The organism is Sphingomonas metalli, from assembly GCF_014641735.1.
Lineage (GTDB): Bacteria > Pseudomonadota > Alphaproteobacteria > Sphingomonadales > Sphingomonadaceae > Sphingomonas > Sphingomonas metalli.
In genome coordinates this window covers 298339-322621 of sequence record NZ_BMIH01000004.1, presented here as the reverse complement: position 1 = coordinate 322621, position 24283 = coordinate 298339, and the positions used below count along the sequence as shown (strand labels likewise).

Sequence of the window (24283 nt, the reverse complement as noted above, 5' to 3'; positions counted from 1 at the left end):
AGGAGCCGTCATGCCTGAAGCCACCAGAACGGACGAACGCTGCGTCCACGCCATCTACGCGAGGGAGATCGCTCACCGGTCCGCCAACATGATCCAGCAGGCGATCGCCGCCGTCCATCTCAGCCGCCGGGCCGGTCCCGGCCCGCTGGACGTCGCCATGTCACAGCTGACGGGCGCCGCCGAGCTGCACCGCGCGCTCGGCAGCCCGCCTGCCGCGCTCGTCGACATCGGCTACGTGCTCGAGCTGGCCTGCGGCGCGGCCGTTCGCGCTGCGGGCGCGATGGGAAACGTGCAGCTCCACATCGCCGTCGACCCGGTACTCGCCGACGCCCGCGTGACCCGTCCGCTGCTGATGATTGCCGTGGAGCTCGTCTCCAACTCGATCAGGCACGCCTTCGAGCACGGTCGCGGCTCGATCACCGTTGGCGTGCGGGACAAGGGCGACAGCATGGTCCTTCTCGTCGAGGACGACGGGGAATGCCACGGCTGGGACCGCCCGGGCGGTCAGGGCCGCGGGATCGTCGACGACCTGGCCGACGCGCTGGGCGGCCGAGTGCGGCGCACCGTCACGCCAGGCGGTTCGGCGCGCGTATCGGTCGAGATGCCGACGATCGCGGCGGTCGCCATCGCAAGGCCGGCCGGCAACGCCTGAGATGGGACGTCCCTCCGTCTCGGGCGCGATGCTCCGCGACCTGCTGCTCTGCGAGCGCAAGGTGGCGCTCGACGCTCACGGCGGCGACGCCCGCCGCGACCCCGTGTCGCCCTTCGTCCGCATGCTCTGGCGGGACGGCTTGGCGCACGAGGACGCGATCCTCGGCCGGCTGCGCGGATCGGTAGTTGACCTCCGGGGCGACGACCGCGACCTGCGCGAGCGGGAGACCTCGCGAGCAATGGCCGCGGGCGCGCCGACGATCCTGGGCGCCGTCATCCGCTCTGGCGACAAGATCGGGATGCCGGACCTGCTCACGGCCAGCGGCGCGGGCCACGTGGCGTTCGACGTAAAGTCGGGGGCGGCTCTGGAGAGCGCGACCGGCAGGTACAAGCGCGAATACCTCGTGCAGGTCGCGCACTACGCACGAATCCTAGGCGAGATCGGCGCCGGACCCGCGGACACGTGCGGCATTGTCGACCGCACCGGCGCCGCCGTGACCTACGACCTCTCCATCCCGCTCGGGCGAAACCTCGGCACCGGCGGCGACCTGCACGCCTCGCTGCTTACGCGGGCGCGCGAGGTGCTCGACGGAGCGGGGGACACGGCGCCCGCGCTGTCGGCCCGCTGCGGCATGTGCGAGTGGCGGAGCCACTGCCGCGCCGAACTCGCCGCCACCGACGACCTCACCCTGATCCCGGGCTTGGGCCGGGCGATCAGGGCGCCGATCTCCTCCATCGCCGACACCGTCGCGGGGTTGGCCGCCGCCGACCCCGCGCAGCTGCGCGCGCTGCCGGGCGTGGGCGTGGACCGACTGCGCCGCTTCGCCGAGCGCGCGCGGCTGCTCGCCGACCCCTCCGCCGGCCCCGTCGCGCGCGCGCCGCTCAAGATCCCCGCTGCGGAGCACGAGGTCGACTTCGACGTCGAGGCGGACCCAATGCGGGGCATCGTATACCTGCACGGCTTTTGGCACGAGCGGGAGAGTGCGGAGCCGGGCTTCGTCTACTTTTTCGCAGAGACGCCGGATGAACGCGGCGAACGCAGGGCCTTCGCCCAGGCGATCGGGCACTTCCGCCAGCACCGCGACGCGCAGTGGTTCCACTATTCCGCATACGAGCGCACCGCCTACCGCGACCTCCAGCGCCGCCATCCCGAGGTCTGCGACGCCGCGGAGATCGAGGCGATCTTCGCGAGCGAACGGTGCACCGACCTATACGCCACGGTCGCCGCGCAAACCGACTGGCCCCTCAGCAGCTACGGGATCAAGGCCATCGCCAAGGCGTGCGGCTTCGCCTGGGAGGACAAGGATCCGGGGGGCGCCGCCAGCATCGAGTGGTATGACCGCCACGTCGCCGGGGAGGCGGGACTGCGCGAGCGCATCGTCGCCTACAACCGCGACGACGTGCGCGCCGGTGCGCGCGTCCGTGCCGCCCTGCGCGAGCTGGAGGCGACGGGCCATATCGCCGGTTTCCAGCGGCCCGCAGCGTGACTCGCTCGGTCCGCGACTGGCTCCTCGAATGCCCCCAGGTCCGCAGCGTATCGTCGCTGGCGCGCGAGGCGTGCGCATCGGGCCTGCTCGACCTCCGCGAGGCGTCGGCGCGCGCGATAGCCCGGGGGATCCGGACGTCCGCCGCCGGAGCCGTCTTCGGGCAGCCGCCCGGCTATCACGTCCGCGTGGCGCGGATGCTGTCGTGTCGGCGCATGGCGCTCCGGCTGCAGCTGGTGCGCGACACGCTGGTGCTGAGCGGCAGCCTCGGCCGGGGCGTGGGCATATCCGGCGACCGCCGCAGTTCCTACCTCCACATCCGGCGAGCGATCCCGGCGACGTTGGCGATCGCGATGGCGGGCCGGTCGCTAGCCGAGATCGTCGATCTGCGGATGCTGCCGCTGCGCGGCTTCACGGTTGGCGACGTCGAACACGAGGAATACGGCATCACCATCCGCTTTAACGTGCCGCGCGTCGATCTCGCCGAGGCGCTCGCCTCGGCGGATCGACCACTCAGCCCCGCGACCTCGGCTCGATGATCGCGGGGTCGGGCTCGACCCCGGCGACCAGCTCGTCCATGCCGACGCCGAGGGAGAGTGCCAGTCGGGCAAGGGTCTCGACGGTGAGGTTCTGACCGCCCTTCTCGATGCGGAACATGCTGCTCGTGTCTATGCCGGCGCCCCGGGCGCACTCGGCTTGGCCGATGCCCCGCTCGGCTCGGACGGCACGGACGCGATCCCCGACCGCCGCCTGGAGGGCGCGGCGCGCGTCTTCGGCGGTGACCTCCGTCGGATCACCCTTCGCGCTACTGGTCCTTGCTCCGTTCGCCATGTCGGCGTTCTAGGCTGAACTGGCCTGATCGCGAAGTGACATCTCTCTTTAGGGCCGACGCCTAGGAATCTGCCAATCGTGAGCCCTGCGGGAGGCGACCGGGGGGAGAGATCGAGGAAGGCGATCAAGCCGGCGCGACATTGCCTTGGGGGGTGCTGGCGGCGCGAGAAGTGGACCCCGCTCCCGGACGGTCGATCGGCGGAGGTCACGGATCATAAACCCTTCCGAGGTAGACCCGCGGCATGCTTGAAGGACGCCGACACGACACCACCGTCGACGCCGCCACGATCTCCCAGGGCGCCTCTTTCCTCACTTCCGCGCACTGGATAGCGCGGGTGCTCGATCCCAACCGGCCAAAACCCGCGCAGATCGTGGAGTGGGCCGAGGCCATCCGGTCGGCAGCCGAGCAGACCGATCTCCGCATGGCGGCGCGCATGGCGCGGCCGCGATCGCTCCTGGCGCAGCGCCTCGCTGAGCACCTAGCGGCCATCATGTCGCCGCAGACCGACGCCGACGCGCTGGCCGGCAAGGCCCAGGTCGCGCCGGGCGCCCCGCTGCTGGAGCTGACTCTCGCGCTCGCCGATCAGGCCGGCATCCGCGTCGACTATCCGGCCACGCTGCTCCTGCCGGTGTGGGACAACCTCGAGAACACGCTAGGGGGGCGCAAGGCCGCATACGCGGAGTACCGCCGCGCCCTCGACGCGCTCGTCACCGACGTGGATCGGGCAGACACCGAGGCGCGCATTAGGGAAGCCCGGCTCGCCGCGCACAGGCGCGCGGCGGCCTGAGCTCGGCAGGCCTGCGCCACCGGTAGCGCGGTCCTCAGCGATACGATTCGAAGGCCTCGTCGAGATCCTCGGCCGTCAGGGCGGTGACGATCGGAAAGGCCCTGCGCAGCTCCGACACCAGCCGGCCGGGATCGATGACCAGCAACCGGGGCGGACCGTCGCGGCCCTGCGCCCAGCCGTTCAGGGCGAAGGCGGGCATGGGGACCAACGGGTTCTCGACCGAAACGTAGGCGTCCTCCGCGCGCGACGCGTCGGTAAGCGCGGCCGGCTCCAGCACCAGCACCTCGCGTTCGCGCCACTCGGCCATGCCGCGCCCGGCGGCCCAACCCTGTCTCATCACGGGGCGCAGGCGAGCCCAGTTCGTGCGCAGGGTGCGGACGATCCTCGTCGGCGACATGCCGGCCTCGCTCAGCTCGAACGCAACAAGCACCTGCATCAGCTGGTCAAGGCCGTAGGTGGCGGGAACGCCGCGACCGGTGTTGGCGCCCTCGGGGAAGCGTAGCCGCTGGAAGTAGCGGAAGCGCGAGCCGATCGCGCCCGCCTCGTCGGCAACGTCGTGCATCGCCCGCACGATCCCCTCGACCTCACCGAAACTGAAACCGAGCACCCGCACCCCTTCCATGACCGTGGTCAAGGGTAGGCCCTTCAGCATGAGAGGAAAAGGAAGATGATGACCTTGAACAAGCCCCTGGGCACGATCGCCGTAATTGACATCGAGACCGAGCCGGATCCCTTCGCCGTCGCGCTGGCGCCGCGCGGTGGTCCCGCCAACCGCACCGCCCTGCACCGCATCACGGCTTTCTCGGTGCTCAGTGCGATCGAGGGGGACGACAGTGAGTGGCGTGCCCTGGACCTCCAGACGCGCTCGGGCTCCCAAGAATACGAGATGCTGTTCGACCTGGACGCGATCCTGACGCCGCTGCAGGAGGCCCGCGCTTCTGTCGTGACATACAACGGCGTCGCGCACGACTTACCAGCCCTGCGCCGCCGCACGATTGCTAACTGGCTATTCGCGCTGCCGGGGCTAAGGGGTTTAGCGAACATGCCGCACCTCGACCTCATGCGGGAGGCGACCCGTGGAGGCCGAGGAAGCTGGCCCTCGCTCAAGGACCTATGCGCCTCGTGTGGCATCCCGACTGATCACCAGCTCGTGCGCGCCATCGACGAGGAGGCGAGCGTCGCGCACCGAAAGTGCCAAGTCGACGTGGCGGCGACATTCCTCCTTATGGCGCATGAGCTGTCCGCCGTGCGCGGCGATTCTAAGACCGTCAGCCGGGCCTGGCTGGCGCTCGCCGACCTGTTGCAGCGGCGGACCTTCCGGAAGCCGCACCTCGCACAGTTCGTTCACCACCCGGCGATCGAGCGCGCCCGGGCCGAGCGGGGCTGATCAGGGCGACCTATCGCTTGATGCCATCAGATGAAGATTGCTGCAACTGAATATAATGTGTTCGCAGCGCATTTCTTTTGATGCCATCAAAAGGAGATTCTACGGCTAATGCAAGTCGTATCCGAGAAATAAGGTTAAAGCAACGGTAGAGGATTGCTATAAGCTAGACTTGCAATCATATGCTGCTGGCCAAGGAGAGTGTCCCCATGATGCCGGCAACCGATTCGACAACCAACGCGCAGCCCGGCGCGACGCCGCAGGCCATCAATGCGCCGCAAGCGCGCGGCATCGTGGTCACCCAGGGCGGCCTCGTGCTGCTCGGCGATGGTCCGCACCGCAAGATGAGTAAGGCCCTGCGGGAACTGCTCGCGCTCTCGAAGCCGAACCAGCGTGTTGAGGACCTGCGCTTCTACAGGCTCTTTCTCCAGTTCGCGGGCCAGCACCCCAATGGGCCGCTGGCCTTCCTCACGCTGCCGTTCGAGGTGGCGGTCACGCTCATCAAGGAGGCGCTGGAGGCGGCCGGGCTCACCGTCACGAAGCAGGTGAACCTTTCCGACAGCTACGACGTCACGGTGCGCGACGGCTTCCCCAACTACCTGGGCCGCTACACGCGCCGCATCCGCGTCCTCTACGCAAAGCTCATCGAATGCGGCCTGCACCCGTCGCCGGCCAATCCGGCCGAGGTCGCCGGGTGGCACAAGATGAACGCAGCGGAACGGCTCGCCATCGGCAAGGCCACGATCACCAACAACTACGGCCGCAAGTATGCCGGTGCCCGCTTCGTCGTGAAGGGCCGGCAGAAGCACGTCGGCCGACCCCACAACCCCGATGGGGTGCGCGACCAGATGACGGGCGCGGTGCTTGAGAGCGAAGCTCCAGCGGTCGTCAAGGTGCTGACCCGCTCTTACGACGCCGATGCGCCTCGCGTTAACGAGCTGTTGCCGGCATCGGCGCTCGGCTGGAAGCTCGGCGACTTCGGCCCGACGATCTACGTCCGCGACAAGTGGGGCGACGGCAGCCTGGAGAAGCCGGTGCCGATCGTCGCCGAGGTGGAGCGCTGGCTGGTCGCCAGGTTCACCTCCGAACCGCACCCCAGCGCCGCGGGCCGGACCATGATGGACCACCTGCGCGAACTCGCCGCCGCCGGGGACGACGCCGCGCTCGACGCCATCGTGCTGTTCCCGAGCCCTAACACCGGCAACCACTACAGCCGCAGCGGCTTCCGCTACTGGTTCCAGGACGCGATGCTGACCAACGGGGTGGCGGTCGGCGGGTGGACGCCGTCGCCACACTTCTACCGCAACTGCCGGATGCACGACAGCGTGACCTCCATCTTCGCGGAGACGAAGCCGGGGCCCGAGCGGACGCGGCGGCTCAACGAGGCAGGCCGCGAGTTCGGACACGATTCGCCGGTGTGGAAGAACTACGTCCGCCACGCCTGGGACAACGAGTCGCGTCGCATCCGGCGCGAGCGCGCCGAGCAGCGGCAGCGCGAGGCTGCTGCCCGCCGCCAGGGGCTGCCGATCCCGCCCCGCTCGCCTCGCCTGGCCGACCCGGTCGCCGCCGCGACCCTCGCTGGACTTCCGTCACGGGGGCTGCAGTGACCGCCGCTGCGACGGTCGTCGCCGGCGGGCGGGTCCGCGGCGCCCACCAGTTCGACTTCCACGCGCTGCTGGACGGGGCGGCCGAACCACCTCCTTCCCCTGCACCAGGGCTCGGACAGCTCACGGTCACCGACGCCCAGGCACGGCTCCAGCTCGGCCTGAGCCGCCGCAAGCTGCGCACGCTCGTGGCCGCAGGTGCGCTGATCCGCCCTGCGCCTGGCCACGTTGCGCTGGAGGCGGACGCCACCTGCGCCTCGGTGTTCGCATCATGGACTGAATCTTACGAGCCTAGCGCGACCCGGGCCGCAGTCAGGCGCTTCACCGACGTCCGCGACGCCTGCGCGGTGCGCGACGCTGAACAGCCGCCCGCACGCGTCCTGCTGGCGGCGGGGGCGGTTCTGGCCGAGACCGGCGGAGTCCATCGGCCGGAGGAGCTGGCCGCACTGCTGCGGATGCCGTCGGCGGCGGCGCGCAGCGCCGCGGCGCGGCTGGCGAGGCTCATCGGGACGCCTTGGGACGCCGACGTAACGATGGTGCCCGTCAGGCCCTGGACGATGGATATGGTCGTCGCCGCCGTGCCGGCGCTCACCGGGGCACCCGCCACCTGCCTCGACTCCGACGCCCGCGAGCACCACGAGGAGCCGGGAGACCGGTCCCGCGCCCGGCTCGCCGCCACCGCGCCCGTCACCGGCCCGGCCGCTCTCTTCGCCATAGTGGCAGCCGCGTCGGCGAGACGCGAGGAGCGGCTCGAGCACCACATGGTCATGGTCCAGCGCTTCGCCCACTGGCTCCGGCGGCTGCGCCCCGGCGCCGGCCACCGCGACGAGCAGGCCATTGAGGCGACGCTGGAGCACATCGCGTTCTCGCCGGAACTCGACGGCGCGATGCCGCCGGGGGTGCGCGACATGGTGTGCCGCACATGGCTGCTCCTCACCGACGTGACCGAGCGATACGCGCGCGGCGTCGACCCGGACGGGGTCAAGTGCATTATGGATCTTGTGCCTGCCCGGCACCCCGACCAGTCGGGCTTCCGCAAACGCCTGCTCGACCACTTCCGCGACCTGCGCTCGCAGGCACGCGAGAACCGCAAGGAGCGGAGCGACCCCCTGGCCGACGCCCTCACCGACAAGGTCGCCCGCTTCTGGGAGCGGATGGAGCAGATCGGATCGCTCTGCGACGCCGCCTATGCCGCGCGTGATCGGCTGCTGGCCAACCGAGACCCCGACGCACCGCCATACGAGGACTTCCTGGTCCGGATCCCTGTCCTCGACGACAACGGACGGCTCCTGTCCGGGCATCCCGACGGGCACATCCAAGAGGAGCGCTGGCGCGCGTGGCTGACCGACGCCCTGCGGGAATCGCTCGGACTGCCAGCCGTCCCGGTGCAGGATACTTTGGCAATCGACGGAGTCGAAAAGGCTCCCGATGCGCCGCGTGTCATGTTCGAGCGGCTGGGCGCGCGCGCCGTCGCCGGCGGCAGGACGGTGAAGCCCTTCCTCGTCACCCTGTCGGACTGCGGCGCCATGGCGCGGCCGACGGGTCTCGACCGCCGCATGCTGCGCCGGCGGCAGACCATCCTGCGCACCTGGCGTCTGCCCGCGTCCCGCTCTCTGCCGCAGGGCCTCATGTGGTTCGACGAGGCCGACGAGGCCGTCTGGCGGCGGGCCATCGCGCGCCGGCGCAGCATGGTGCCGCTCGAGCAGTTCGAGACGGGGGCGCTGTTTGCCGAGTTGGGCTGCAACGCGGTCCTGGAGAGCCTCTGCCGCGGCGGCGCCTTCATGCAGATGGAGCGAAGCGCGGAGGGCTGGCCGACGGACGACAGCGGCGAACGGAACGCCGGCCTGTGCTTCGCCGCGATCGAGAAGACCGCCGCCGGCAAGGATCCCGAATTCGTCCACCTGCCCGTGCTGGACCAGACGATCGTCGACGCGATGTCCGTCGCCGCCCGCGTCTCGCGCGCGGCGGGCCGGACCGACGGATCCGTCCCGGACGTCCTCATCGAGGAACGCTACCGCTGGAAGCGTCCGCACGAGAGGCCCTTCATCTTCCAGTGGAACGGCCAGGCGCTCAAGCTGACGCAGGTGTGCGACATGCTGCGGCTGCTGTTCGCTAACATCGCCGACGCGACGTTCCACGACTTCCGCCATGCCTGCGCGGCCGACCTCTTCGAGCTGTGCCGGTCGCCGGAGATCGTGCAGCGCGCGCTGGGGCAGACCTCCGGCGTGTGGCGGCACTACGCGCGCCAGACCGCGCGCATGCGGCGGCGCGAGCAGCGCCGCCGGCAGCAGGAGAAGGAGGCCGCGCTGGCCGACCGCCACAACAACATGGAAAGGATCGTGGCATGAGCACTCAAACGAGCAAGGGGAAGCGCGTGACCGGAACGCGCGCTGCACGCCGGGTCGAGGTCAAGCACAGGCCAGCCGGCCCCGGCGAGAAGATGCGCGAGGGCTGGCGGCAGGGCCACGAGACGACCAACACCGCGATGGAGCGGGCCGCCAACGATCTGGTGGAGGCCGGCACCAAGCCGACGATCGACGCCGTCAGGTCCGCGGTGCTCGCCGCCGGCGGAACGCTGAGCAAGGCCAGCGCCGACCGGCACGTGGCGTCGCTGGCGGGAGCGCGAACAAGGTGGGAGGCGGCGCACGGGCGAGTCCCGGAGTGGCACCGGCCCAAGCGCGGGGATGCCCGGCCGTCGGCGGCCGCCGTCGAGGAGTCCGTCGCGATGGCCAAGCTGCGCGCCGACAAGGATCTCGCCGAGCGCCGCTACGCACGAGCGATGGACGAATTAGGAAAGGTCAGGAAGAGCCGCGACAGGATCGCTGCCGAGAACCAGGAGCTGCGCGAGCAGGTGCGCCGCCTCGAGATGATGTTCAAGACGGCCGACTGATCGTGCCCCGGCAGGCCTGGGTAGCAAGCGCCGCCAGCGCCCGGGCGTCGTGCGGGTGGATGATCCGGCGGCCGCCGGCCTCGCCGAGCAGGGGCCGCAGCCGGGACAGGAACGAGGCGACTGCGGCGTCGCGTCGCTCCTCGGCCGCCCTGCCGCGCGTCCGGCCGGGCGCGCGGCAGGGCGGCGTCGTCCGGCCAGAACTCCACGTCGAGCGCGCGCGTGTGGAAGGGGCGTCCGCTTCCCACCCGCAAACGCAGTTCGCCGTTCCACGCCGTCGCGGCCAGGCCGACGGCGAGCGCGCGGGCGGCCCCGCGACCGCGCACCGTCCGGCAGGCGACGTGGAAGCGCCGCCGGCCATCGCCATCGATCCCGGCTGGCAGGCGCCAAGCGATCTCGATCGGAGGGTCCCTGCCGATGAAGGCGTCAGCCGGGCTGGTCATTCCGGACGCCGTCACCCGCTGCGCGCCCGGCGGCGGCGACCTGGCCTAGTGGGAAACGGCAGCGTGGCTCCGAAAACCATACGCTGCGGCTCGATGCCGCGCTGAAACTCGCCGCCTAACATCGCGATGACCGCCGCCGCGCGCATAAGCCCCTGCGTCGCCCGCGCGGGGGCGAGCGGGGAGAACGGACACAGGCACGCGACGCCGACGACGATCCCCTCCATCTCGCGGGCGACCACGAGTTGGATGACGGTCCGGTCGCCGGCCGAGAGCCCGGCGGCGACGAAGCGCAGGATATCGACAAGCGCGACCGCCAGCGCCCGGGACCACCCTGACGGGACCCGCCGCACCGCGACCGCCGACATCACCGTCCCGAATGCCGGCATCGCCATCTGCGCGAGGGACGCCACGCGGGTCAGGTATGAGGACAGGTCTACCATCGGCGGCAACGAGCCGGCGAGCGCCTCGTCCAGCAGGGCGGCGGCGCGGAGAGAGTGCTCCAACCCCATGACCCGCTCCGGCAGGCGTCGCGCCTCGCGGGCCTCGGCGATCAGCCCGTCCAGCCCGACGGGCACGACCACGCGCTGGGGACCTTGATTGAAGTCATTACGCATGACCGAATAACTATGCACATGTGCATATGTTCCGAGCAGCGCCCGCTGTGGAGCAGCTCTGCGCTAATAGCCTAGCGTGGTCCGGCCGGAGGGCGACAAGGCACGCGCGCGCACTTCGATAGCGCGTGGCCCAGTGGCGTGTCTTGGAAATCACGGAGCGCCGGATGGACACGGGCACGGCAGCCTGCGGGCCGCAGCGGGTCCGCAGGCCCGCTCCCTACAGCGACTTGCCAGTCGATCCAGGTGGTAGAGGGGAAAAGGTATGCAGCTCGGGCATCGCCCCGGCGGAGCCTACGGGCTCAAAAGCTAATTATCCCTCAACGCGCGCCCAGCGCGTTGGCGGATTTTTCCTCAACCATTCGGGTCAGAAGAACGGAATCCAACTTCGGGCGGTCGCCGCCCGGGGCGGCACGGCGCGCGTCAGCGCCGCCCGGGACTTCCCGTTTTCCAACCAGTGAAGTGCCCCGCAGAGCGTGGGGAAAAAACCTCGAACAGGAAGGACACGACATGACCAAGCCCAGCGACCAGCAGCTCGCCGCCAACTACATGGGCGCCGTCGCCCACCTCCTCGGTGGCGCGCCCGGCCGCCACCAGGAGTTCATCGAGAAGGTCGAGCTGATCCTCAGCGGCAACGAGCCGCACGCGCTGCAGCTCTTGCAGTTCACCGGCAGCGTTCGCGCGACCGGACGTCCGGTCATCTGGATCCACCACACGGAGGAGGCACCCCAGGTGCCGCTGATCGGGCTGGTCGCCCCGGCCGGCGACCAGGTCTACACGATCGAGAACTGCATGCTCTGGTCGACGCCGAACGGCCGGACCACCCGCCTCGTCCCGGACAACTTCAAGATGGGCGCGTTCGAGTTCGATGCCGACCTGCGGCTGAACCACCTGCCCACTGCGCCGGCGCGCAGCCTCCAGGCCGGCCGGACCGGCATCGTCCGGGCCTACCGGCGGCTGCTCCAGCTCGAGCAGGAGCAGCTCGCGCGCGGTGACGTCTTCGCCCTCCCGCAACTCGCCAAGGCCGCCTGACCGAGCGCCGGGCCGCCCCGCGGCCCGGCGCCACGGCCACCCGCGCCTAATCGGAGAAGCCACATGGGCTACATCCGCAAGCCACTGCCCGACGACATGAACGTGCACGCTTGGAGCGCCGCCGACGTCATGGTCCTGCTGGCCGAACAGTGCGGCATCCCGATCCGCGCGACGATCGACTTGCGCCTGCAGGCGCTATCCGATCTCTTCCGCTCTCTCGCCGAAAACGACGATGGCCAGGGCCTCGATCACCTCATCGTGATCGACGAGCGAGCGGCTGAAGGCCCACTTGAGGCAGACGGTCGAGCGGCTCCGGCCCGAGAACCACGGGCTAGCCCACAACGCGCTCGTCGAGACGCGGAGCAACGCGCTGGGGAAGATCGGGGCCGCGACCAGGGCCGAGATGTCGCTGACCGAGATCGAGGCGCGCCTTGCGCGCTGACCCAGGAGCCCGCGATCGTCTTCGAGGACGCGGATTTCACCGACTACGGACGGGAGATGAACCGGACCATATCATTGCGCCCACACGGGCGATCTCGATTCCTCTACTGACGGACGGCGACCGTCTCAGCCGGGTATATTTCACGAATATTGGCGGTAATAGACCCGGATCGCCGGCAATCCTTGCCAGCGAGCGTCTCGCGTCATGAGTTCGATGTCCGCCTCTAGCAGGCGGTATGGCACCGAAGCAGGCGGGGCTTCCGACGCGCCGGGTAGTAGGGTCGAAGGCGCGGCGGTGCCGGCTGGCGGCGGGGGCTCCAGCGGATCACCCGACCGACCCGATCATTAAGTGCGGGCGTAATTTTCGCCTGCGATCGCGTGGTGTCCGAGGCTCACACAGCCGTGATCCGCTCACTCGCGATGTCCGCAGGATCGCCGTTTCCGCAATATTAGACATCGTCCTATAATAGAGTGGCATGAACCAAGGTCTGATGGAGCAGGAAGACTATTGGCGGCGGGAGATGCCGACGTCGCCCGGACGCGTCCTGCTGATCGGCGCCTTGGCGCGAATGTGCCTGCAGCGTCACGGGCATGCGCTTGACCGCGTCGCCCTGACCTTCGACGAGGATGGAACCATCTTCGTGGACGAGCCCGCGCGCTCGCAGATACTCGGCGCCGCCCGCATGCTGGGCGAAGCCTGCGCGGCCGGGGATGTCGCCACACATGTCCGAGCGTTCGGCGGTAGCGTCCCGTCGCCGTTGCCACCAACCGCATGGGAGATCGACGACTTCGAGCAACGGTTCGCGTCGAGCGCCATCGACCCGTCGAGACCATTCGAGCCAGGCGCAGTCCCGACCCACTGGATCTTCGTCGACAGGAGCGGCCTGGAGCGGCTCATCCGCTCGGAGGCAACCACGGATCAGCCAGCCGATGGTGCCGCTCCTCCCGTGCGGGAAGGGCCGGAGGGAAGTTTCGGACAGGCCGGGCGGCAGTCGGACCGATATGTCCGCATGCCAGAGCTGCAAACCATGACCGGCCTTTCCCGGGCGACCATCTACCGGCGGATCGAGAGCGGCCGCTTTCCCGGCAAGGTGCCGATGGACGGCAACGTCTCGGTCTGGCGCGAGAGCGAGGTCGCGGACTGGATCGCGAACCCTCGCTGAGCGTGGTGACGGAGACCCCGCGCCGAATCTAGCGCTCGACGCGCCGACGCCGTCCCTCCAGCAAGCTCGCCACCGGGTCGGCACCTTCCAGGATCAGCGAGGCCCAGTCCTCCGCGAGCTCACGGCGGCGCTCCGGATACGCGGCTCGGTTGTAGATCAGCTCGGTAGCCGACATGCCCGCGGGGGTGTGCGCCAGCATCAGGTCGATCACCAGCCTGTCGACCAGCAGCTTCTCGGCGCCCGGGAAGAGCCGCTCCATGCGGCTGTTCATCACGGTGCTGAACGAGCTGCGCCACCCGTGCGGCACGTGCCGGCCCTTGTATCCCTCGCGGTTGTAGAGGTAACCGACCGCGTTCTCCGAAAGCGGAACCGAGGATTCCCTTCCACCGGGGAAGATGTATCCCCGACCTCCCGTGAACCGGCGGACGACGCGCAGGACCTCGACGGCCGCTTCGGCGAGCGGCACCTCGTGCTCGAAGGCCTCGTCCTCGCGCAAATCGAGTTCCTGCTTCATCTTGTCGGCCGGGATCGTCCACTTCGCCTCGGGTGACGGCTTGCCGGGGTCCGACCAGTCGATCCCCGTGATCTCGTTCCACACCGAGTTCCGGACCATGCCCGGCCGCTGCGCCGTGAGGGCGAGGAAGCGCGACGACAACCGCGTCACGGGCGAGGCGGCGGCGCGGTCGCTGGCCCGGATCAGGGCACGGATCTGCTTCACGTCGACGAGCGCTGGACGCCGCTTCTTCGGCGGGACAGACTTCATGGACTCCTTGACGTTGACGGCGGGGTTCGAGTTTTTGACGCCTTCCCCCGACGCAAACTTGAACACCCGCTCCGCCCGCTGGCGCAGGCGATGCGCGGTCTCGATCGCGCCGCGGGCCTCGACCTTGCGCAGCGCGTGCAGCAGCAAGGCCTCGTCGATCTGGTCGACAGGATAGCCGCCGATCTCCTTGAACAGGTCGCGCTCCATGGAGGTGATCACGTCGTCCGCGTGCACATCCTTCCAGCGGGGCACCTGCGTGGCATGCCAGTCGCGCGCGAATTGCTCGAAGGTGTTGGTGTGTCCCTTCTGCCGCGAGAGGCGGGCCCGCTTCGACTCAAGACCTGGGTCCAACCCGTCGCGGAGCGCCCGCTTCGCGTCGTCGCGCAGCTCGCGCGCGCGCTTGAGCGTGACGTCGGGATAGCTCCCGAAGACGAGGCGGCGCTCCTTGCCGCCGAAGCGGTATTTGAACCGCCACGACCGGTGCCCCGTCTTGGTGACGTAGAGGTGCAGCCCGCCGGAATCGGGCAGCTTGTAGTCGCGGTCTCTGGCTACCGCCTTCCGGACCTGGGGATCTGTGAGCATGATGCCCCCACTATGCAGAGGTCCGGTGCCCACGCAATGCCCCCAATTCAGGTGAGCTTGGATGCGCTGCGATGCGACAACAAGAAACTCAATCTTCTGAATTTCGCCTAAGTTGAGACACTTGAGACGATCAATGAGAAGGTGTGCGACAGCCTGGAACGATCAAGTGGCGGAGCGGGAGGGATTCGAACCCTCGATACGGTTTTGCCGTATACTCACTTTCCAGGCGAGCGCCTTCGACCACTCGGCCACCGCTCCGCTTTGCTCTGGAACGGTGCGCCCTAGGCCGGGTTGCCGCGCGGCGCAAGCGTTGCGCGCTGGGGCGGACTGCGGCACGCTGCCGGGCATGCCGACTCCGACCGCCGCCGCCCTCGCCGCGCTGCTGCTCCAGGCCGCGTCCCAGACTCCGCCTCCGGCCGCGGCTGCGCCAGCACCCGCGGCGGCGCCGCCCGCCGCGCCCACGCCCGCCGATCCGCTGTCCGAGGACTGGGTGACGATCCCCGATGACGAGATGCTGATCCTGACCCTCGCCAGGGGCGGCACGGTCGCGATCCGGCTCGCCGCGCCCTATGCGCCGGTCCATGTCGCGAACATCCGGCGGCTCGCCGCGGCGCGCTGGTGGGATGCGGGGGCGAGCGTCTATCGCGTGCAGGACAATTATGTCGCGCAATGGGGCGATGCGACCGAGAAGAAGCCGCTGCCCGCCGACGTCGTCGCCAATCCGCCGCCCGAATATGAGCGCGCGGGCGCCAGCGCGGTCGCACGGCTGGGGCGGCGCGACCCCTATGCGGACTGGGCGGGCTTTAGCCGCGACGGCTGGCCGCTCGCCGGCAATTTCCAGACCGAGTGGCTGCCGCACTGCTATGGCATGGTCGGCGTCGCACGGGACCTGGCGCCGAGCACCGGCAGCGGCGCGGAACTCTATGCGGTGATCGGCCACGGTCCCCGCGCGCTCGACCGCAATGTCGCGATCGTCGGCCGGGTGGTGGACGGGATCGAGCGCCTCTCCAGCCTGCCGCGCGGCACCGGCGATCTCGGCTTCTATGTCGGCGAGGGGGAGCGGGCGCCGATCGCCTCCGCGCGACTGGCCAGCGACCTGCCGGAGGCGGGTCGCCCGCGCTTCCAGTATCGCCGCTCCGACAATCCTCGCTTCACCGCCTGGATCGCCGGGCGCGAGAACCGCCAGCCGCCCTTCTTCGTCGTGCCCGCGGGCGGCGCGGACATCTGCAACGCGATGCCGCCGGTGCGGCGGGTGCCGGGGTAGCTGTTGGTCGCTTCCCGGCTGAACCGAAATTCCGGGCCGGGGCGAAGCCGTTCCGGCTGCTACCCCGTCATGCCGGACCTGTTCCGGCATCCACCGCGCCACCAACGCACACGCCGTTGATCGCGCGGAACGGTGGATCCCGGAACAAGTCCGGGATGACGAAAAAGGGGCAACGTTTCCGCGTTTTCAAGGACTGCGCGGAGGCCGGGATCTTCCGGCGGTGGCGCGAGACAGGAGCCGTTCAAGGCCCCGTGCTCACGCCGGGGCGACGATGCCCCCTCAGCGCACCGTCACCGCCTTGGCCAGCGCGCGCGGCCGGTCGATGTTGCGGCCGAGCTTCACCGCGCAGTGATAGGCGAACAGCTCCCCCGCGACGAGCTGGATCATCGGGTCCATGAACTTCGACACGCTCGGCAGCGCGACATAGGCCTCGAAGAAGCCGTCGGCGAACACCTCCGGCAGGTCGTGGCCGAAGCCGATGATGTTGCCCCCGCGCGCCCGGATCTCGTGCAGGCTGGAGACGACATGCGCGAACCCTTCCGGATCGTGCGCGGCGTTGGGGATGAAGGCGACGGTAAAGAACTTCTCGTCGATCAGCGAGATGGTGCCGTGCTTCAGGAAGCCGGCCGGCATCGCCTCGGCATGGATGTACGAGACTTCCTTGAACTTCAGCGCCGACTCCGCCGCCACCGGCCAGTGCAGCCCGCGGCCGAGGAAGAACCAGTGCTCGATCCAGCGATAGCGCTCGGCCACCTCCTTGATCGTGCCCGACAGCGACTGGACCAGCACGTCGAGCTGCCCGGCCAGCGCCGTCAGCTCGGCCACGTCCGCGCCCTTGCCCTCAGCCGCGACCTCGGCCGCCAGCCGCCAGACGATCGCGGTCTGGCTGATCACCGACTTGGTCGACAGCACGCACACCTCGCGCCCCGCCTGTTGCAGGATCGGGAAGTCGGCCATGCGCTGCGCGGTGGAGCCGGCGACATTGTTCACCGCGACCAGCGACGCGCCGCCCGCCTGCGCCGCCTCCATCACCCGCAGCGTGTCATAGGTCTCGCCCGACTGCGACACCGCGATCAGCGCGCCGTCCCCGCCCAGCGTCGCCAGCGCCTGGAATTCGTCGGCCGAGTGGCAGACGGTGCGCCGCCCGGCGACCTGCTGGAAATAATATTGTCCGAGCATGCAGACATAGTGCGAGCTGCCCGCGCCGCAGAACGCCACGTCCGCCTCCGCCAGCCGCGCCGCGGCGGGGGCGAAGGTCGCGGTCGGCATCGCGGCGACGGTGCGCACCGCCTCCGCCGTCTCGGTGATCTCCTTGATCATGTAATGCGGAAAGCGGCCGAGCTCGCTCGCCTCGGCCACCGTCGTCAGCGGCAGCTGCTCGACCTTGCGCTCCGGGAAACCGGCGTCGAGGAAGGAGCCGACGCGCACGCTGCCCTTTTCGACGAACGCGATCTCGTCCTCTTCGAGATAGGCGATCCAGCCCTGCTGCCCGGCGACCGCGACCGGATCGGAGCAGATATAGCCGGCCCCGTCCGCCATGCCGACCGCGATCGGGCTCATCCGCCGCGCCGCGACCAGCAGGCCCGGCCGCTCGGTGCAGGTGATCGCCAGCCCGAACTCGCCCGACAGCGCGGCGAGCGTCGCGAACAGCGCCGCGTCGAGGTCGCCGCCATTCTGCGCATAGTGGCGCGCCAGCAGGTGCGCGATCACCTCCGTGTCCGTCTCCGACGCGAAGGTGACGCCGCCGCCGATCAGGTCGCGCTTCAGCTCCAGGAAATTGTCGATCACGCCATTGTGGACGACCGCGAACTTGCCGTCATAGCTCTGGTGCGGATGCGCGTTCGGCACCGTCACCCCGCCATGGGTCGCCCAGCGCGTATGGCCGATCGCGGTGGTCACTTCCGGCAGCCCGCCCGCCAGCAGCCCGCCCGAATCCTCCGACAGCGGGCCAACGCCGCGCACCAGCGCGAAGCCCTTGCCGGTGGCGAAGGCGAAGCCGTACGAATCATAGCCGCGATATTCCAGCTTCTCGAGCGCATGGACGGTCCGGTCCTGCACCGGCTGGCTGGAGACGAAGGCGACGATACCGCACATGGGCGATCAAGCTCCTGAAGGTGGATCGGTGCGCCATGACAGGCGCGCCGGAAGGGGGCAAGTATGGCGGCGCTCCTGCCCCTCGCCACCTTGCCGCGGGGTGTCGCCAACCCTACCTTTATTTTATGCGCGGTTTTCGCTAAGGCGACGCGCCTTCACGACAAGCTTAGGGAATCCGTTTGGCCAAGGAAGAACTGCTCGAGATGCGCGGCCGCGTGGTGGAATTGCTCCCCAACGCGATGTTCCGGGTGCAGCTCGAGAACGATCACGAGATTCTGGGGCATACCGCGGGCAAGATGCGCAAGAACCGCATCCGCGTGCTCGTCGGCGACGAGGTGCTGGTCGAGCTGACCCCCTACGACCTGACCAAGGGCCGGATCACCTACCGCTTCAAGTGAGGCAGGGCGGCATCCGCGTGACCTGCCTCCATCCAGATCCTCCCCTGCAAGGGGAGGGGGACCGCCGATCGCAGATCGGTGGTGGAGGGGGGGCGCCGCACAAGCCCACGCCGATGGCTGCTCCAGCACCATGACCGCCCCCCGGCTCGTCCTTGCCTCCTCCTCCCCCCGCCGCCGCGACCTGCTCGCGCGGATCGGGGCAGAGCCCGCGCGCATCGCGGCCCCGGCGATCGACGAGACCCCGCACCCGCGCGAGCTCCCCCGCGCTTATGCCCTCCGCCTCGCGGTGGAGAAGGCGCAGGCGGTCTCGCGCGCGCAGGGTGAGATCGTCATCGCCGGCGACACCACCATCGCGCTCGGCCGCCGCATCCTGCCCCCCGCGACCGACGAGGCGATCCAGCGCGAGCTGCTCGGCCTGCTCTCGGGCCGGCGGCACCACGCGCTGTCCGCGATCTGCGTGATCGACCCGGAGGGGAAGGCCAGGACAAGGCTCGCCGACACGATCGTCGCCTTCAAGCCCCTGTCCCCGCAGGAGATCGCCGACTACGTCGCCAGCGGCGAAGGGCTGGGCAAGGCGGGCGGCTATGCGATCCAGGGCCGCGCCGAGGCGTTCGTCCGCTATCTGGCGGGCAGCCATTCGGGGGTGATCGGCCTGCCCCTGTTCGAGGCGCGCGCGCTGCTCAAGGCCGCCGGCCTGCCGCTTGGCTGAGTGGCTGTACGAGGCGGGCATCGGCGAGGCGCGCGCCGCGCTGGTCGATGCGGACGGCCATATCCTGATCGCCGCGATCGAGCCCGATGACGCCGGCCCGCTGGTCGGCGCGGTCCACGCCGCCCGCCTCGTCGAGATCCTGCCCGGCCGCACCGCCCGCGCCGCGCTGGCGACCGGCGAGGAGGTGCTGGTCGCCAAGCTCCCCCACGGCCTGGCCCAGGGGCGGAGCGTCACGGTCGAGATCGTGCGGGAGGCGATCCCCGAGCCCGGTCGCCGCAAGCCGCCCCGCGCCGTCGTCACCGACGCCGCGCCCGCCCCCGGCCCCGACCTCGCCGCGCGCATCGCCGCGACCGGCCACCCCGTCCGCACGCTGCGCGCGCATGAGGCCGACCGGCTCGAACAGGCCGGCTGGTCGGAGGTGCTGGAAGAGGCGATGACCGGCGACATCGCTTTTCCCGGCGGCGCGCTGATCCTGTCACCGACCCCGGCGATGACGCTGTTCGACATCGACGGCGCGCCGCCGCTCGAGGCGCTCGCGCTGGCCGGCGCGAGTGCCGTGGCGGCGGCGATCGTCCGCCATGGCATCGGCGGATCGATCGGCATCGACTTTCCGACGATCGAGGCCAAGGCGCCGCGTCATGCGGTCGCCGCCGCGATCGATGCGGGGCTGCCCCAGCCCTTCGAGCGGACCGCGGTCAACGGCTTCGGCTTCCTCCAGATCGTCCGCCCGCGCCCGCGCGCCTCGCTGCCCGAGCGGCTGCGTGGCGATCCCGGCGCCGCCGCCGCCCGCGCGCTGCTCCGCCGGATCGAGCGCGAGCCGCCCGGCGGTCCCCGCCACCACCGTGTCCCCGCCCCCGTCGCCCGCGCGCTGGCGGCGCGGCCCGACTGGCTGGCGGAACTCGCCCGCCGCACGGGCGTCGATCACCGGATGGAGAGCGCATGATGGCCGAACCCGCCTGCCCGATCTGCGGCGAGCCCGCCGACCCGCAACACCGCCCCTTCTGCTCGGCACGGCACCGCGACCGCGACCTGCTGCACTGGCTCGACGAGGGCTATCGCCTTCCCGCCGGCCCTGCGGAAGAAGGGGTGGACAAGCCCGAAAACCACGACTAGGGACGCGCTTCCGGTTTTCGACCGGACATGCCCAGGTAGCTCAGTTGGTAGAGCATGCGACTGAAAATCGCAGTGTCGGTGGTTCGATCCCGCCCCTGGGCACCATCCTTTCAGATGTGATGCCGCGGGCTCTATGCCCGATTCCCAACCCCGAACGTCGCCCCAGCGCGGGCCGGGGCCTCGACCGGTTCCTGTGGCGCGCGATCACCGGGAGATCCCGGCTTTCGCGAGACCTTTGCGGCATGCCCGTCGTCATGCCGGACGTGTTCCGGCATCCACGGCACCGCAAACGCACAACCCGTTGATTTCGCGGAACGGTGGATCCCGGAACATGTCCGGGATGACGAGGGGAAGATGGCACGTTCGCACCTTCCGCAAAGGATGACGGGGTTAGTGGGTGAAGAATTCCCAGCCGAAGGCAGGGCACCAGTCTCACAACAACCCCAGCGCCCTGAGCCGCGCCTCCAGCGCGTCCGCATCGGTGAACAGGATCGCCTCGATCCCGAGCGCCGCCGCGCCGGCGACGTTCGCCGCATTGTCGTCGACGAACACCGCCTCCTCCGCCCGCAGGCCGAAGCGATCCAGCGCCAGCCGGTAGATGGCGGCATCGGGCTTCACCAGCTTCTCGTCGCCCGACACGACGATGTCGCGGAACCGGTCGAACAGCGCCGCCTCGCGCGCGCGGAACGGCGGGAAGAATTCGTGGCTGAAATTGGTGATCGCGAACAGCGGCACCCCCGCCGCGTCCAGCCGCTCGACGATCTCCGGCATCCCCGCGATCGGCCCGGGTATGCTTTCGAGGAAGCGCGGACCCCAGGCGGCGATCAGCTCGCGATGCTCTGGGTGGAGCGCGATCAGCTCGGCCGAGGTCTCGGCGAAGTCGCGGCCCGCATCATGCTGGAAATGCCAGTCATGCGTCAGCACCTCGGCCAGGAACGCGTCGAGCGCCCGATCCTCGGGGATCAGGCGCTCGTACAGGAACCGGGGGTCCCAATGGTAGAGGACGCGCCCGATGTCGAAGATCACCGCCGTGCGGCGATGCTGCGTCACCGGTGCACCGCCCGCATCCTGCCGGTCCGTCATCGTCGGGAACCGGCGCGGCGCGGCCGTATCACTCAGCCCTGGCGGGCCTTGAAGCGACGGTTGGTCTTGTTGATCACATAGGTACGGCCGCGGCGACGGATCACGCGATTGTCGCGATGACGGTCCTTGAGCGACTTCAGCGAATTGCGGATCTTCATGGCTCTGGGCTTTTCGTATCTGGATGTCTGGAAAGCGCCGCCGCCTAGTGCCACAGGGTGCGGAAGTCAAGCAACGCGCGGGTTTCCTGCGCGTTCAACGATCCTCCACCGCCCGCATTTCCGCTGGAAAGGCCGCCTGATGTTTCGCGTAACCCTCGCCCTGATCCCGCTTTTCGCGCTCGGCGCCTGCGCCACCACCAGTTCGCTGCCGCCGACCGAGGTGATTCGCTACCATCTGGGCGAGCCGCTCCAGCGCGGCACGATCCGGGTCGAGCCGCTGGCGCCCGCGGGCACCACCCCCAGCATCGAATTCAAGACCTATGCCGCCGCGGTCGAGACGCAGCTGCTGCGCAACGGCTATGCCCTGCCCGCGCCCGGCGCCGAGCCCCAGCTGATCGCCACCGTCAGCTTCAACCGCGCCAACCGCGTCGGCCCGCCGCGGCGCAGCCCCGTGTCGATCGGCATCGGCGGCGGCGGCTTTTCAGGCGGGCGCGGCGGCGGCGGCTTCGGGCTCGGCGGCGGGATCGGCTTCCCGATCGGCGGTGGCGGGCGTTCGGCCTTTATCGAATCGGAGCTGGCCGTCACGATCAAGCGCCGCGCCGATCAGTCGCCGGTCTGGGAGGGCCGCGCGCACAATATCGCCGACGCGCGCCGCGCCGATGCCGATCCGGCGGCGCAGGCGAACATCCTCGCCAATGCGCTGTTCACCGGCTTTCCCGGCGAGTCGGGCCGCACTATCGAGGTGAAATGACCATCACCATCAACGCCGCCTTCGACGGCGGCAATATCCGCCCCGTCGCGATCCAGGGCGACCGTCTCGACCTCGAGATCGTCGCCGACCACCAGTCCGACTTCTACCAATGGTTCTATTTCCGGGTCGCGGGGCTGGCGGCCGGGCAGCGGATCACCTGCCGCATCCTCAATGCCGGCCGCTCGGCCTATCCGTTCGGCTGGCCGGGCTACAAGACGCGCGTGTCGACCGACCGGCAGGCGTGGCGGATGGTCGAGACGGGCTATGCCGACGGCGTGCTCGAATGGAGCTGGACCGCGACCGGCCCGGTCGCCTGGTTCGCCTATTTCGCGCCCTATACGATGGAGCAGCACGCCGATCTGGTCGCGCGCACCGCGGCGGTGCCGGACATGCGGCATCGCGCGCTGGGCACCAGCCTCGACGGGCAGGCGATCGACGCCTTCACCACCGGCACGGGCGGCAAGCAGGTCTGGATCTACGGCCGCCAGCATCCCGGCGAATCGATGACCGAATGGTGGATGGAGGGCGCGCTCGAATGGCTCGCCTCCCCCGCCGCCGCCGCGCTCAAGGGCAAGGCGACGCTCCACATCGTCCCGAACATGAACCCCGACGGCACCCGCCGCGGCCATCTGCGCACCAATGCGGCGGGCGTGAACCTCAACCGCGAATGGCACGCCCCCTCGGCCGAGCGCAGCCCGGAGGTGCTCTGCGTCCTGTCCGCGATGGACGCGACCGGCGTCGACGTGGCGATGGACATCCATGGCGACGAGGCGATCCCCGCCAACTTCCTCGCCGGCTATGAGGGAATTCCCTCCTGGACCGAGGACCACGGCGCCAAATTCTACGATTACGGCCGCCGCCTCGCCGCGCATACGCCGGAGTTCCAGACCGACCTCGGCTATGACCGGTCGCCCGCGGGCAAGGCGAACCTGTCCATGTCGACCAACCAGCTCGCCGAGCGGTTCGGCGCGGTGTCGATGACGCTGGAGATGCCGTTCAAGGACCACGATCCCAACGCCGATCCCGAATTCGGCTGGAGCCCGGTCCGGTCGAAAGCGCTGGCGGTCGCGATGCTGGAGACGCTGGCGGAGATGATCGACGGGTGGTGAGGGGGTGAGTCCCCGGCGCTTCGCCCGCCCCCAATCCCGGCCCGCCCGAAACCGTCGCCCCAGCGCAGGCTGGGGCCTCTGGCCAATGAAACGCTGCCGATCGCCAAAGATCCCAGCCTTCGCTGGGATGACGTAAGAGGAAGGAGCGCGGTGTCGGGGAGAGGTGGGTCGCCCCTATCCCAGCACCTCCCCCAGAAACCGCACCACCGCCTCCCAGCTCCGCCGGTCCGCGTTCGGATCATAGCCGAACCCCTCCGGCGTCTTCGGCAGTTCGCGGTCGGTGAAGGCGTGCCCCGCATGGCCATGCGCCAGCAGCTGCCAGTCCGCCCCCGCCTTGGTCAGCTCCTGCCCCAGACGGACCACCGCCTCGGGCGGGGCGAGCCGGTCTTCCCAGCCGTGGCAGACGAGGATCTTCGTCGCGATCGGCGTCATGTCGTCATAGGGCGGCGCATCGTAGAGCCCGTGCAGCGACACCACGCCGCGCACCGCCAGCCCCGCCCGCGCCATGTCCAGCGCCGCCTTGCCGCCGAAGCAGAAGCCGATCGCCGCGCACCGCTCGCCGTCCACCACCGGCAGCGCCCGCAGCGCCGCCAGCGACGCCGCCAGCCGGTCGCGCAGCAGCCCCCGGTCGGCGTTGAGTTCGTCCATATAGCGCGACGTGTCGGGCCGGCCGCGCTCGGTCCGCTTGCCCTGCCCGAACAGGTCGCACGCCAGCGCGGCATAGCCCAGCCCCGCCAGCCGCTCGGCGACGTGGTTGTCCGCCTCCTTCTGGCCGAGGATATTGGGGATGACGAGCACGCCCGGGCGCCGCCCGTCCACCGCCACGTCCCATGCCGCCACGCCCGCGAACGGGCCGCCCGGCCCGTCATAGGTCACCGTCTGCCGCTCGATCGCCATCGTCCCGTTCCTTGCCGTGATCCGCGGGATCGCTAGAGAGTGG

General features: G+C 69.9%; 26 protein-coding genes and 2 tRNA genes. 19 read left to right on the top strand and 9 right to left on the bottom strand.

Annotation, left to right across the window (positions count from 1 at the left end):
* The first annotated feature begins 10 nt into the window (after positions 1-10).
* From IEX18_RS15870 to IEX18_RS15860, 3 genes are read left to right on the top strand one after another with little or no spacing between them, the layout of a single operon-like run.
* Entirely contained in the window at positions 11-652 is a 642-nt protein-coding gene (locus IEX18_RS15870; RefSeq protein WP_188659946.1) for an ATP-binding protein, read from the top strand.
* Positions 653-680: 28 nt separating this feature from the next.
* Positions 681-2138, top strand: coding sequence for a TM0106 family RecB-like putative nuclease (locus IEX18_RS15865; RefSeq protein WP_188659943.1), 1458 nt, complete (start codon positions 681-683; stop codon positions 2136-2138).
* On the top strand, positions 2135-2674 hold the full coding sequence (locus tag IEX18_RS15860) for a hypothetical protein (RefSeq protein WP_188659940.1): 540 nt from the start codon (positions 2135-2137) through the stop codon (positions 2672-2674). The genes IEX18_RS15865 and IEX18_RS15860 overlap by 4 nt, the downstream gene beginning before the upstream one ends.
* Here the strand turns inward: IEX18_RS15860 and IEX18_RS15855 are convergent.
* Positions 2649-2966, bottom strand: coding sequence for a helix-turn-helix domain-containing protein (locus IEX18_RS15855; RefSeq protein ID WP_188659937.1), 318 nt, complete (start codon positions 2964-2966; stop codon positions 2649-2651). The genes IEX18_RS15860 and IEX18_RS15855 overlap by 26 nt on opposite strands.
* Positions 2967-3208: 242 nt before the next feature.
* Between IEX18_RS15855 and IEX18_RS15850 the strand changes: the two genes are divergently transcribed.
* Positions 3209-3754: a hypothetical protein gene (locus IEX18_RS15850; protein ID WP_188659934.1), complete on the top strand. Its 546-nt coding sequence runs from the start codon at positions 3209-3211 to the stop codon at positions 3752-3754.
* Between the two features lie 34 nt (positions 3755-3788).
* Here IEX18_RS15850 and IEX18_RS15845 read toward each other — a convergent pair whose 3' ends face one another.
* On the bottom strand, positions 3789-4388 hold the full coding sequence (locus tag IEX18_RS15845; protein ID WP_188659932.1) for a hypothetical protein: 600 nt from the start codon (positions 4386-4388) through the stop codon (positions 3789-3791).
* A gap of 33 nt (positions 4389-4421) precedes the next feature.
* Between IEX18_RS15845 and IEX18_RS15840 the strand changes: the two genes are divergently transcribed.
* From IEX18_RS15840 to IEX18_RS15825, 4 genes are all read left to right on the top strand, one after another.
* On the top strand, positions 4422-5141 hold the full coding sequence (locus IEX18_RS15840) for a 3'-5' exonuclease family protein (RefSeq protein ID WP_188659929.1): 720 nt from the start codon (positions 4422-4424) through the stop codon (positions 5139-5141).
* A gap of 179 nt (positions 5142-5320) precedes the next feature.
* Positions 5321-6745: a hypothetical protein gene (locus IEX18_RS15835; protein ID WP_229664631.1), complete on the top strand. Its 1425-nt coding sequence runs from the start codon at positions 5321-5323 to the stop codon at positions 6743-6745.
* Positions 6742-9090, top strand: coding sequence for a site-specific integrase (locus IEX18_RS15830; RefSeq protein WP_188659923.1), 2349 nt, complete (start codon positions 6742-6744; stop codon positions 9088-9090). The genes IEX18_RS15835 and IEX18_RS15830 overlap by 4 nt, the downstream gene beginning before the upstream one ends.
* Entirely contained in the window at positions 9087-9632 is a 546-nt protein-coding gene (locus tag IEX18_RS15825) for a hypothetical protein (protein ID WP_188659919.1), read from the top strand. The genes IEX18_RS15830 and IEX18_RS15825 overlap by 4 nt, the downstream gene beginning before the upstream one ends.
* 451 nt (positions 9633-10083) lie before the next feature.
* Here IEX18_RS15825 and IEX18_RS15820 read toward each other — a convergent pair whose 3' ends face one another.
* Entirely contained in the window at positions 10084-10686 is a 603-nt protein-coding gene (locus IEX18_RS15820) for a hypothetical protein (RefSeq protein ID WP_188659915.1), read from the bottom strand.
* Between the two features lie 507 nt (positions 10687-11193).
* Here IEX18_RS15820 and IEX18_RS15815 point away from each other — a divergent pair.
* From IEX18_RS15815 to IEX18_RS18665, 3 genes are all read left to right on the top strand, one after another.
* Positions 11194-11715 carry a hypothetical protein gene (locus IEX18_RS15815; protein WP_188659912.1) on the top strand — a complete coding sequence of 174 codons (522 nt, stop codon included), beginning with the start codon at positions 11194-11196 and terminating at the stop codon, positions 11713-11715.
* 63 nt (positions 11716-11778) lie between these two features.
* Positions 11779-12267, top strand: coding sequence for a hypothetical protein (locus tag IEX18_RS15810; protein WP_188659908.1), 489 nt, complete (start codon positions 11779-11781; stop codon positions 12265-12267).
* 365 nt (positions 12268-12632) lie between these two features.
* The gene (locus IEX18_RS18665; protein WP_229664630.1) at positions 12633-13319 is read left to right on the top strand and encodes a helix-turn-helix transcriptional regulator; all 687 of its coding nucleotides are present in this window, start codon (positions 12633-12635) and stop codon (positions 13317-13319) included.
* 28 nt (positions 13320-13347) lie between these two features.
* Here the strand turns inward: IEX18_RS18665 and IEX18_RS15800 are convergent, their stop codons facing one another.
* Together IEX18_RS15800 and IEX18_RS15795 are read right to left on the bottom strand one after the other, a co-directional pair.
* A complete protein-coding gene (locus tag IEX18_RS15800; RefSeq protein WP_188659905.1) occupies positions 13348-14664 on the bottom strand; it encodes a tyrosine-type recombinase/integrase in 1317 nt (438 codons plus the stop codon).
* Between the two features lie 167 nt (positions 14665-14831).
* A tRNA-Ser gene (locus IEX18_RS15795) sits at positions 14832-14922 on the bottom strand.
* Between the two features lie 88 nt (positions 14923-15010).
* On the opposite strand from IEX18_RS15795, the gene IEX18_RS15790 reads away from it, so the two are divergent.
* A complete protein-coding gene (locus tag IEX18_RS15790; RefSeq protein WP_188659876.1) occupies positions 15011-15928 on the top strand; it encodes a peptidylprolyl isomerase in 918 nt (305 codons plus the stop codon).
* 279 nt (positions 15929-16207) lie between these two features.
* Here the strand turns inward: IEX18_RS15790 and glmS are convergent, their stop codons facing one another.
* Positions 16208-18022 (bottom strand): glutamine--fructose-6-phosphate transaminase (isomerizing), encoded by a 1815-nt coding sequence (glmS, locus tag IEX18_RS15785; RefSeq protein WP_188659873.1) that lies wholly within the window; start codon positions 18020-18022, stop codon positions 16208-16210.
* Between the two features lie 179 nt (positions 18023-18201).
* Between glmS and infA the strand changes: the two genes are divergently transcribed.
* From infA to IEX18_RS15760, 5 genes are all read left to right on the top strand, one after another.
* Positions 18202-18420, top strand: coding sequence for a translation initiation factor IF-1 (infA, locus tag IEX18_RS15780; RefSeq protein ID WP_007403889.1), 219 nt, complete (start codon positions 18202-18204; stop codon positions 18418-18420).
* A 130-nt stretch (positions 18421-18550) separates the two neighbouring features.
* Positions 18551-19129: a Maf family protein gene (locus tag IEX18_RS15775; protein WP_188659869.1), complete on the top strand. Its 579-nt coding sequence runs from the start codon at positions 18551-18553 to the stop codon at positions 19127-19129.
* Complete coding sequence (locus IEX18_RS15770; protein WP_188659866.1) at positions 19122-20072, top strand: ribonuclease; 951 nt, start codon at positions 19122-19124, stop codon at positions 20070-20072. The genes IEX18_RS15775 and IEX18_RS15770 overlap by 8 nt, the downstream gene beginning before the upstream one ends.
* Positions 20069-20242, top strand: coding sequence for a DNA gyrase inhibitor YacG (yacG, locus tag IEX18_RS15765; protein WP_229664629.1), 174 nt, complete (start codon positions 20069-20071; stop codon positions 20240-20242). Before IEX18_RS15770 ends, yacG begins: the two co-directional genes overlap by 4 nt.
* Before the next feature lie 29 nt (positions 20243-20271).
* Positions 20272-20347, top strand: a tRNA-Phe gene (locus tag IEX18_RS15760).
* A 327-nt stretch (positions 20348-20674) separates the two neighbouring features.
* On the opposite strand, the gene IEX18_RS15755 is transcribed toward IEX18_RS15760, so the two are convergent.
* Positions 20675-21325 carry an HAD-IA family hydrolase gene (locus IEX18_RS15755; RefSeq protein WP_188659862.1) on the bottom strand — a complete coding sequence of 217 codons (651 nt, stop codon included), beginning with the start codon at positions 21323-21325 and terminating at the stop codon, positions 20675-20677.
* Positions 21326-21357: 32 nt separating this feature from the next.
* Positions 21358-21483 carry a type B 50S ribosomal protein L36 gene (gene ykgO, locus IEX18_RS15750; protein ID WP_003046794.1) on the bottom strand — a complete coding sequence of 42 codons (126 nt, stop codon included), beginning with the start codon at positions 21481-21483 and terminating at the stop codon, positions 21358-21360.
* A gap of 139 nt (positions 21484-21622) precedes the next feature.
* Between ykgO and IEX18_RS15745 the strand changes: the two genes are divergently transcribed.
* The gene (locus IEX18_RS15745; RefSeq protein WP_188659859.1) at positions 21623-22234 is read left to right on the top strand and encodes a DUF4136 domain-containing protein; all 612 of its coding nucleotides are present in this window, start codon (positions 21623-21625) and stop codon (positions 22232-22234) included.
* On the top strand, positions 22231-23343 hold the full coding sequence (locus IEX18_RS15740; RefSeq protein WP_188659855.1) for a M14 family metallopeptidase: 1113 nt from the start codon (positions 22231-22233) through the stop codon (positions 23341-23343). Before IEX18_RS15745 ends, IEX18_RS15740 begins: the two co-directional genes overlap by 4 nt.
* A gap of 174 nt (positions 23344-23517) precedes the next feature.
* Here the strand turns inward: IEX18_RS15740 and IEX18_RS15735 are convergent, their stop codons facing one another.
* Positions 23518-24240, bottom strand: coding sequence for a dienelactone hydrolase family protein (locus IEX18_RS15735; RefSeq protein ID WP_188659853.1), 723 nt, complete (start codon positions 24238-24240; stop codon positions 23518-23520).
* Between the last annotated feature and the right edge of the window lie 43 nt (positions 24241-24283).

What these genes read in the sequence shown, in the direction of transcription:
- IEX18_RS15825 (WP_188659919.1), top strand. Translation starts at nt 9,087, where the DNA reads ATGAGCACTCAAACGAGCAAGGGGAAGCGCGTGACCGGAACGCGCGCT.
- IEX18_RS15840 (WP_188659929.1), top strand. Translation starts at nt 4,422, where the DNA reads ATGATGACCTTGAACAAGCCCCTGGGCACGATCGCCGTAATTGACATC.
- glmS (WP_188659873.1), bottom strand. Translation starts at nt 18,022, where the DNA reads ATGTGCGGTATCGTCGCCTTCGTCTCCAGCCAGCCGGTGCAGGACCGG.
- yacG (WP_229664629.1), top strand. Translation starts at nt 20,069, where the DNA reads ATGATGGCCGAACCCGCCTGCCCGATCTGCGGCGAGCCCGCCGACCCG.
- IEX18_RS15745 (WP_188659859.1), top strand. Translation starts at nt 21,623, where the DNA reads ATGTTTCGCGTAACCCTCGCCCTGATCCCGCTTTTCGCGCTCGGCGCC.
- IEX18_RS15835 (WP_229664631.1), top strand. Translation starts at nt 5,321, where the DNA reads ATGCTGCTGGCCAAGGAGAGTGTCCCCATGATGCCGGCAACCGATTCG.
- IEX18_RS15775 (WP_188659869.1), top strand. Translation starts at nt 18,551, where the DNA reads ATGACCGCCCCCCGGCTCGTCCTTGCCTCCTCCTCCCCCCGCCGCCGC.
- IEX18_RS15855 (WP_188659937.1), bottom strand. Translation starts at nt 2,966, where the DNA reads ATGGCGAACGGAGCAAGGACCAGTAGCGCGAAGGGTGATCCGACGGAG.
- IEX18_RS18665 (WP_229664630.1), top strand. Translation starts at nt 12,633, where the DNA reads ATGAACCAAGGTCTGATGGAGCAGGAAGACTATTGGCGGCGGGAGATG.
- IEX18_RS15820 (WP_188659915.1), bottom strand. Translation starts at nt 10,686, where the DNA reads ATGCGTAATGACTTCAATCAAGGTCCCCAGCGCGTGGTCGTGCCCGTC.
- IEX18_RS15735 (WP_188659853.1), bottom strand. Translation starts at nt 24,240, where the DNA reads ATGGCGATCGAGCGGCAGACGGTGACCTATGACGGGCCGGGCGGCCCG.
- IEX18_RS15790 (WP_188659876.1), top strand. Translation starts at nt 15,011, where the DNA reads ATGCCGACTCCGACCGCCGCCGCCCTCGCCGCGCTGCTGCTCCAGGCC.
- IEX18_RS15850 (WP_188659934.1), top strand. Translation starts at nt 3,209, where the DNA reads ATGCTTGAAGGACGCCGACACGACACCACCGTCGACGCCGCCACGATC.
- IEX18_RS15800 (WP_188659905.1), bottom strand. Translation starts at nt 14,664, where the DNA reads ATGCTCACAGATCCCCAGGTCCGGAAGGCGGTAGCCAGAGACCGCGAC.
- IEX18_RS15740 (WP_188659855.1), top strand. Translation starts at nt 22,231, where the DNA reads ATGACCATCACCATCAACGCCGCCTTCGACGGCGGCAATATCCGCCCC.
- IEX18_RS15870 (WP_188659946.1), top strand. Translation starts at nt 11, where the DNA reads ATGCCTGAAGCCACCAGAACGGACGAACGCTGCGTCCACGCCATCTAC.
- IEX18_RS15755 (WP_188659862.1), bottom strand. Translation starts at nt 21,325, where the DNA reads ATGACGGACCGGCAGGATGCGGGCGGTGCACCGGTGACGCAGCATCGC.
- ykgO (WP_003046794.1), bottom strand. Translation starts at nt 21,483, where the DNA reads ATGAAGATCCGCAATTCGCTGAAGTCGCTCAAGGACCGTCATCGCGAC.
- IEX18_RS15815 (WP_188659912.1), top strand. Translation starts at nt 11,194, where the DNA reads ATGACCAAGCCCAGCGACCAGCAGCTCGCCGCCAACTACATGGGCGCC.
- IEX18_RS15810 (WP_188659908.1), top strand. Translation starts at nt 11,779, where the DNA reads ATGGGCTACATCCGCAAGCCACTGCCCGACGACATGAACGTGCACGCT.
- IEX18_RS15865 (WP_188659943.1), top strand. Translation starts at nt 681, where the DNA reads ATGCTCCGCGACCTGCTGCTCTGCGAGCGCAAGGTGGCGCTCGACGCT.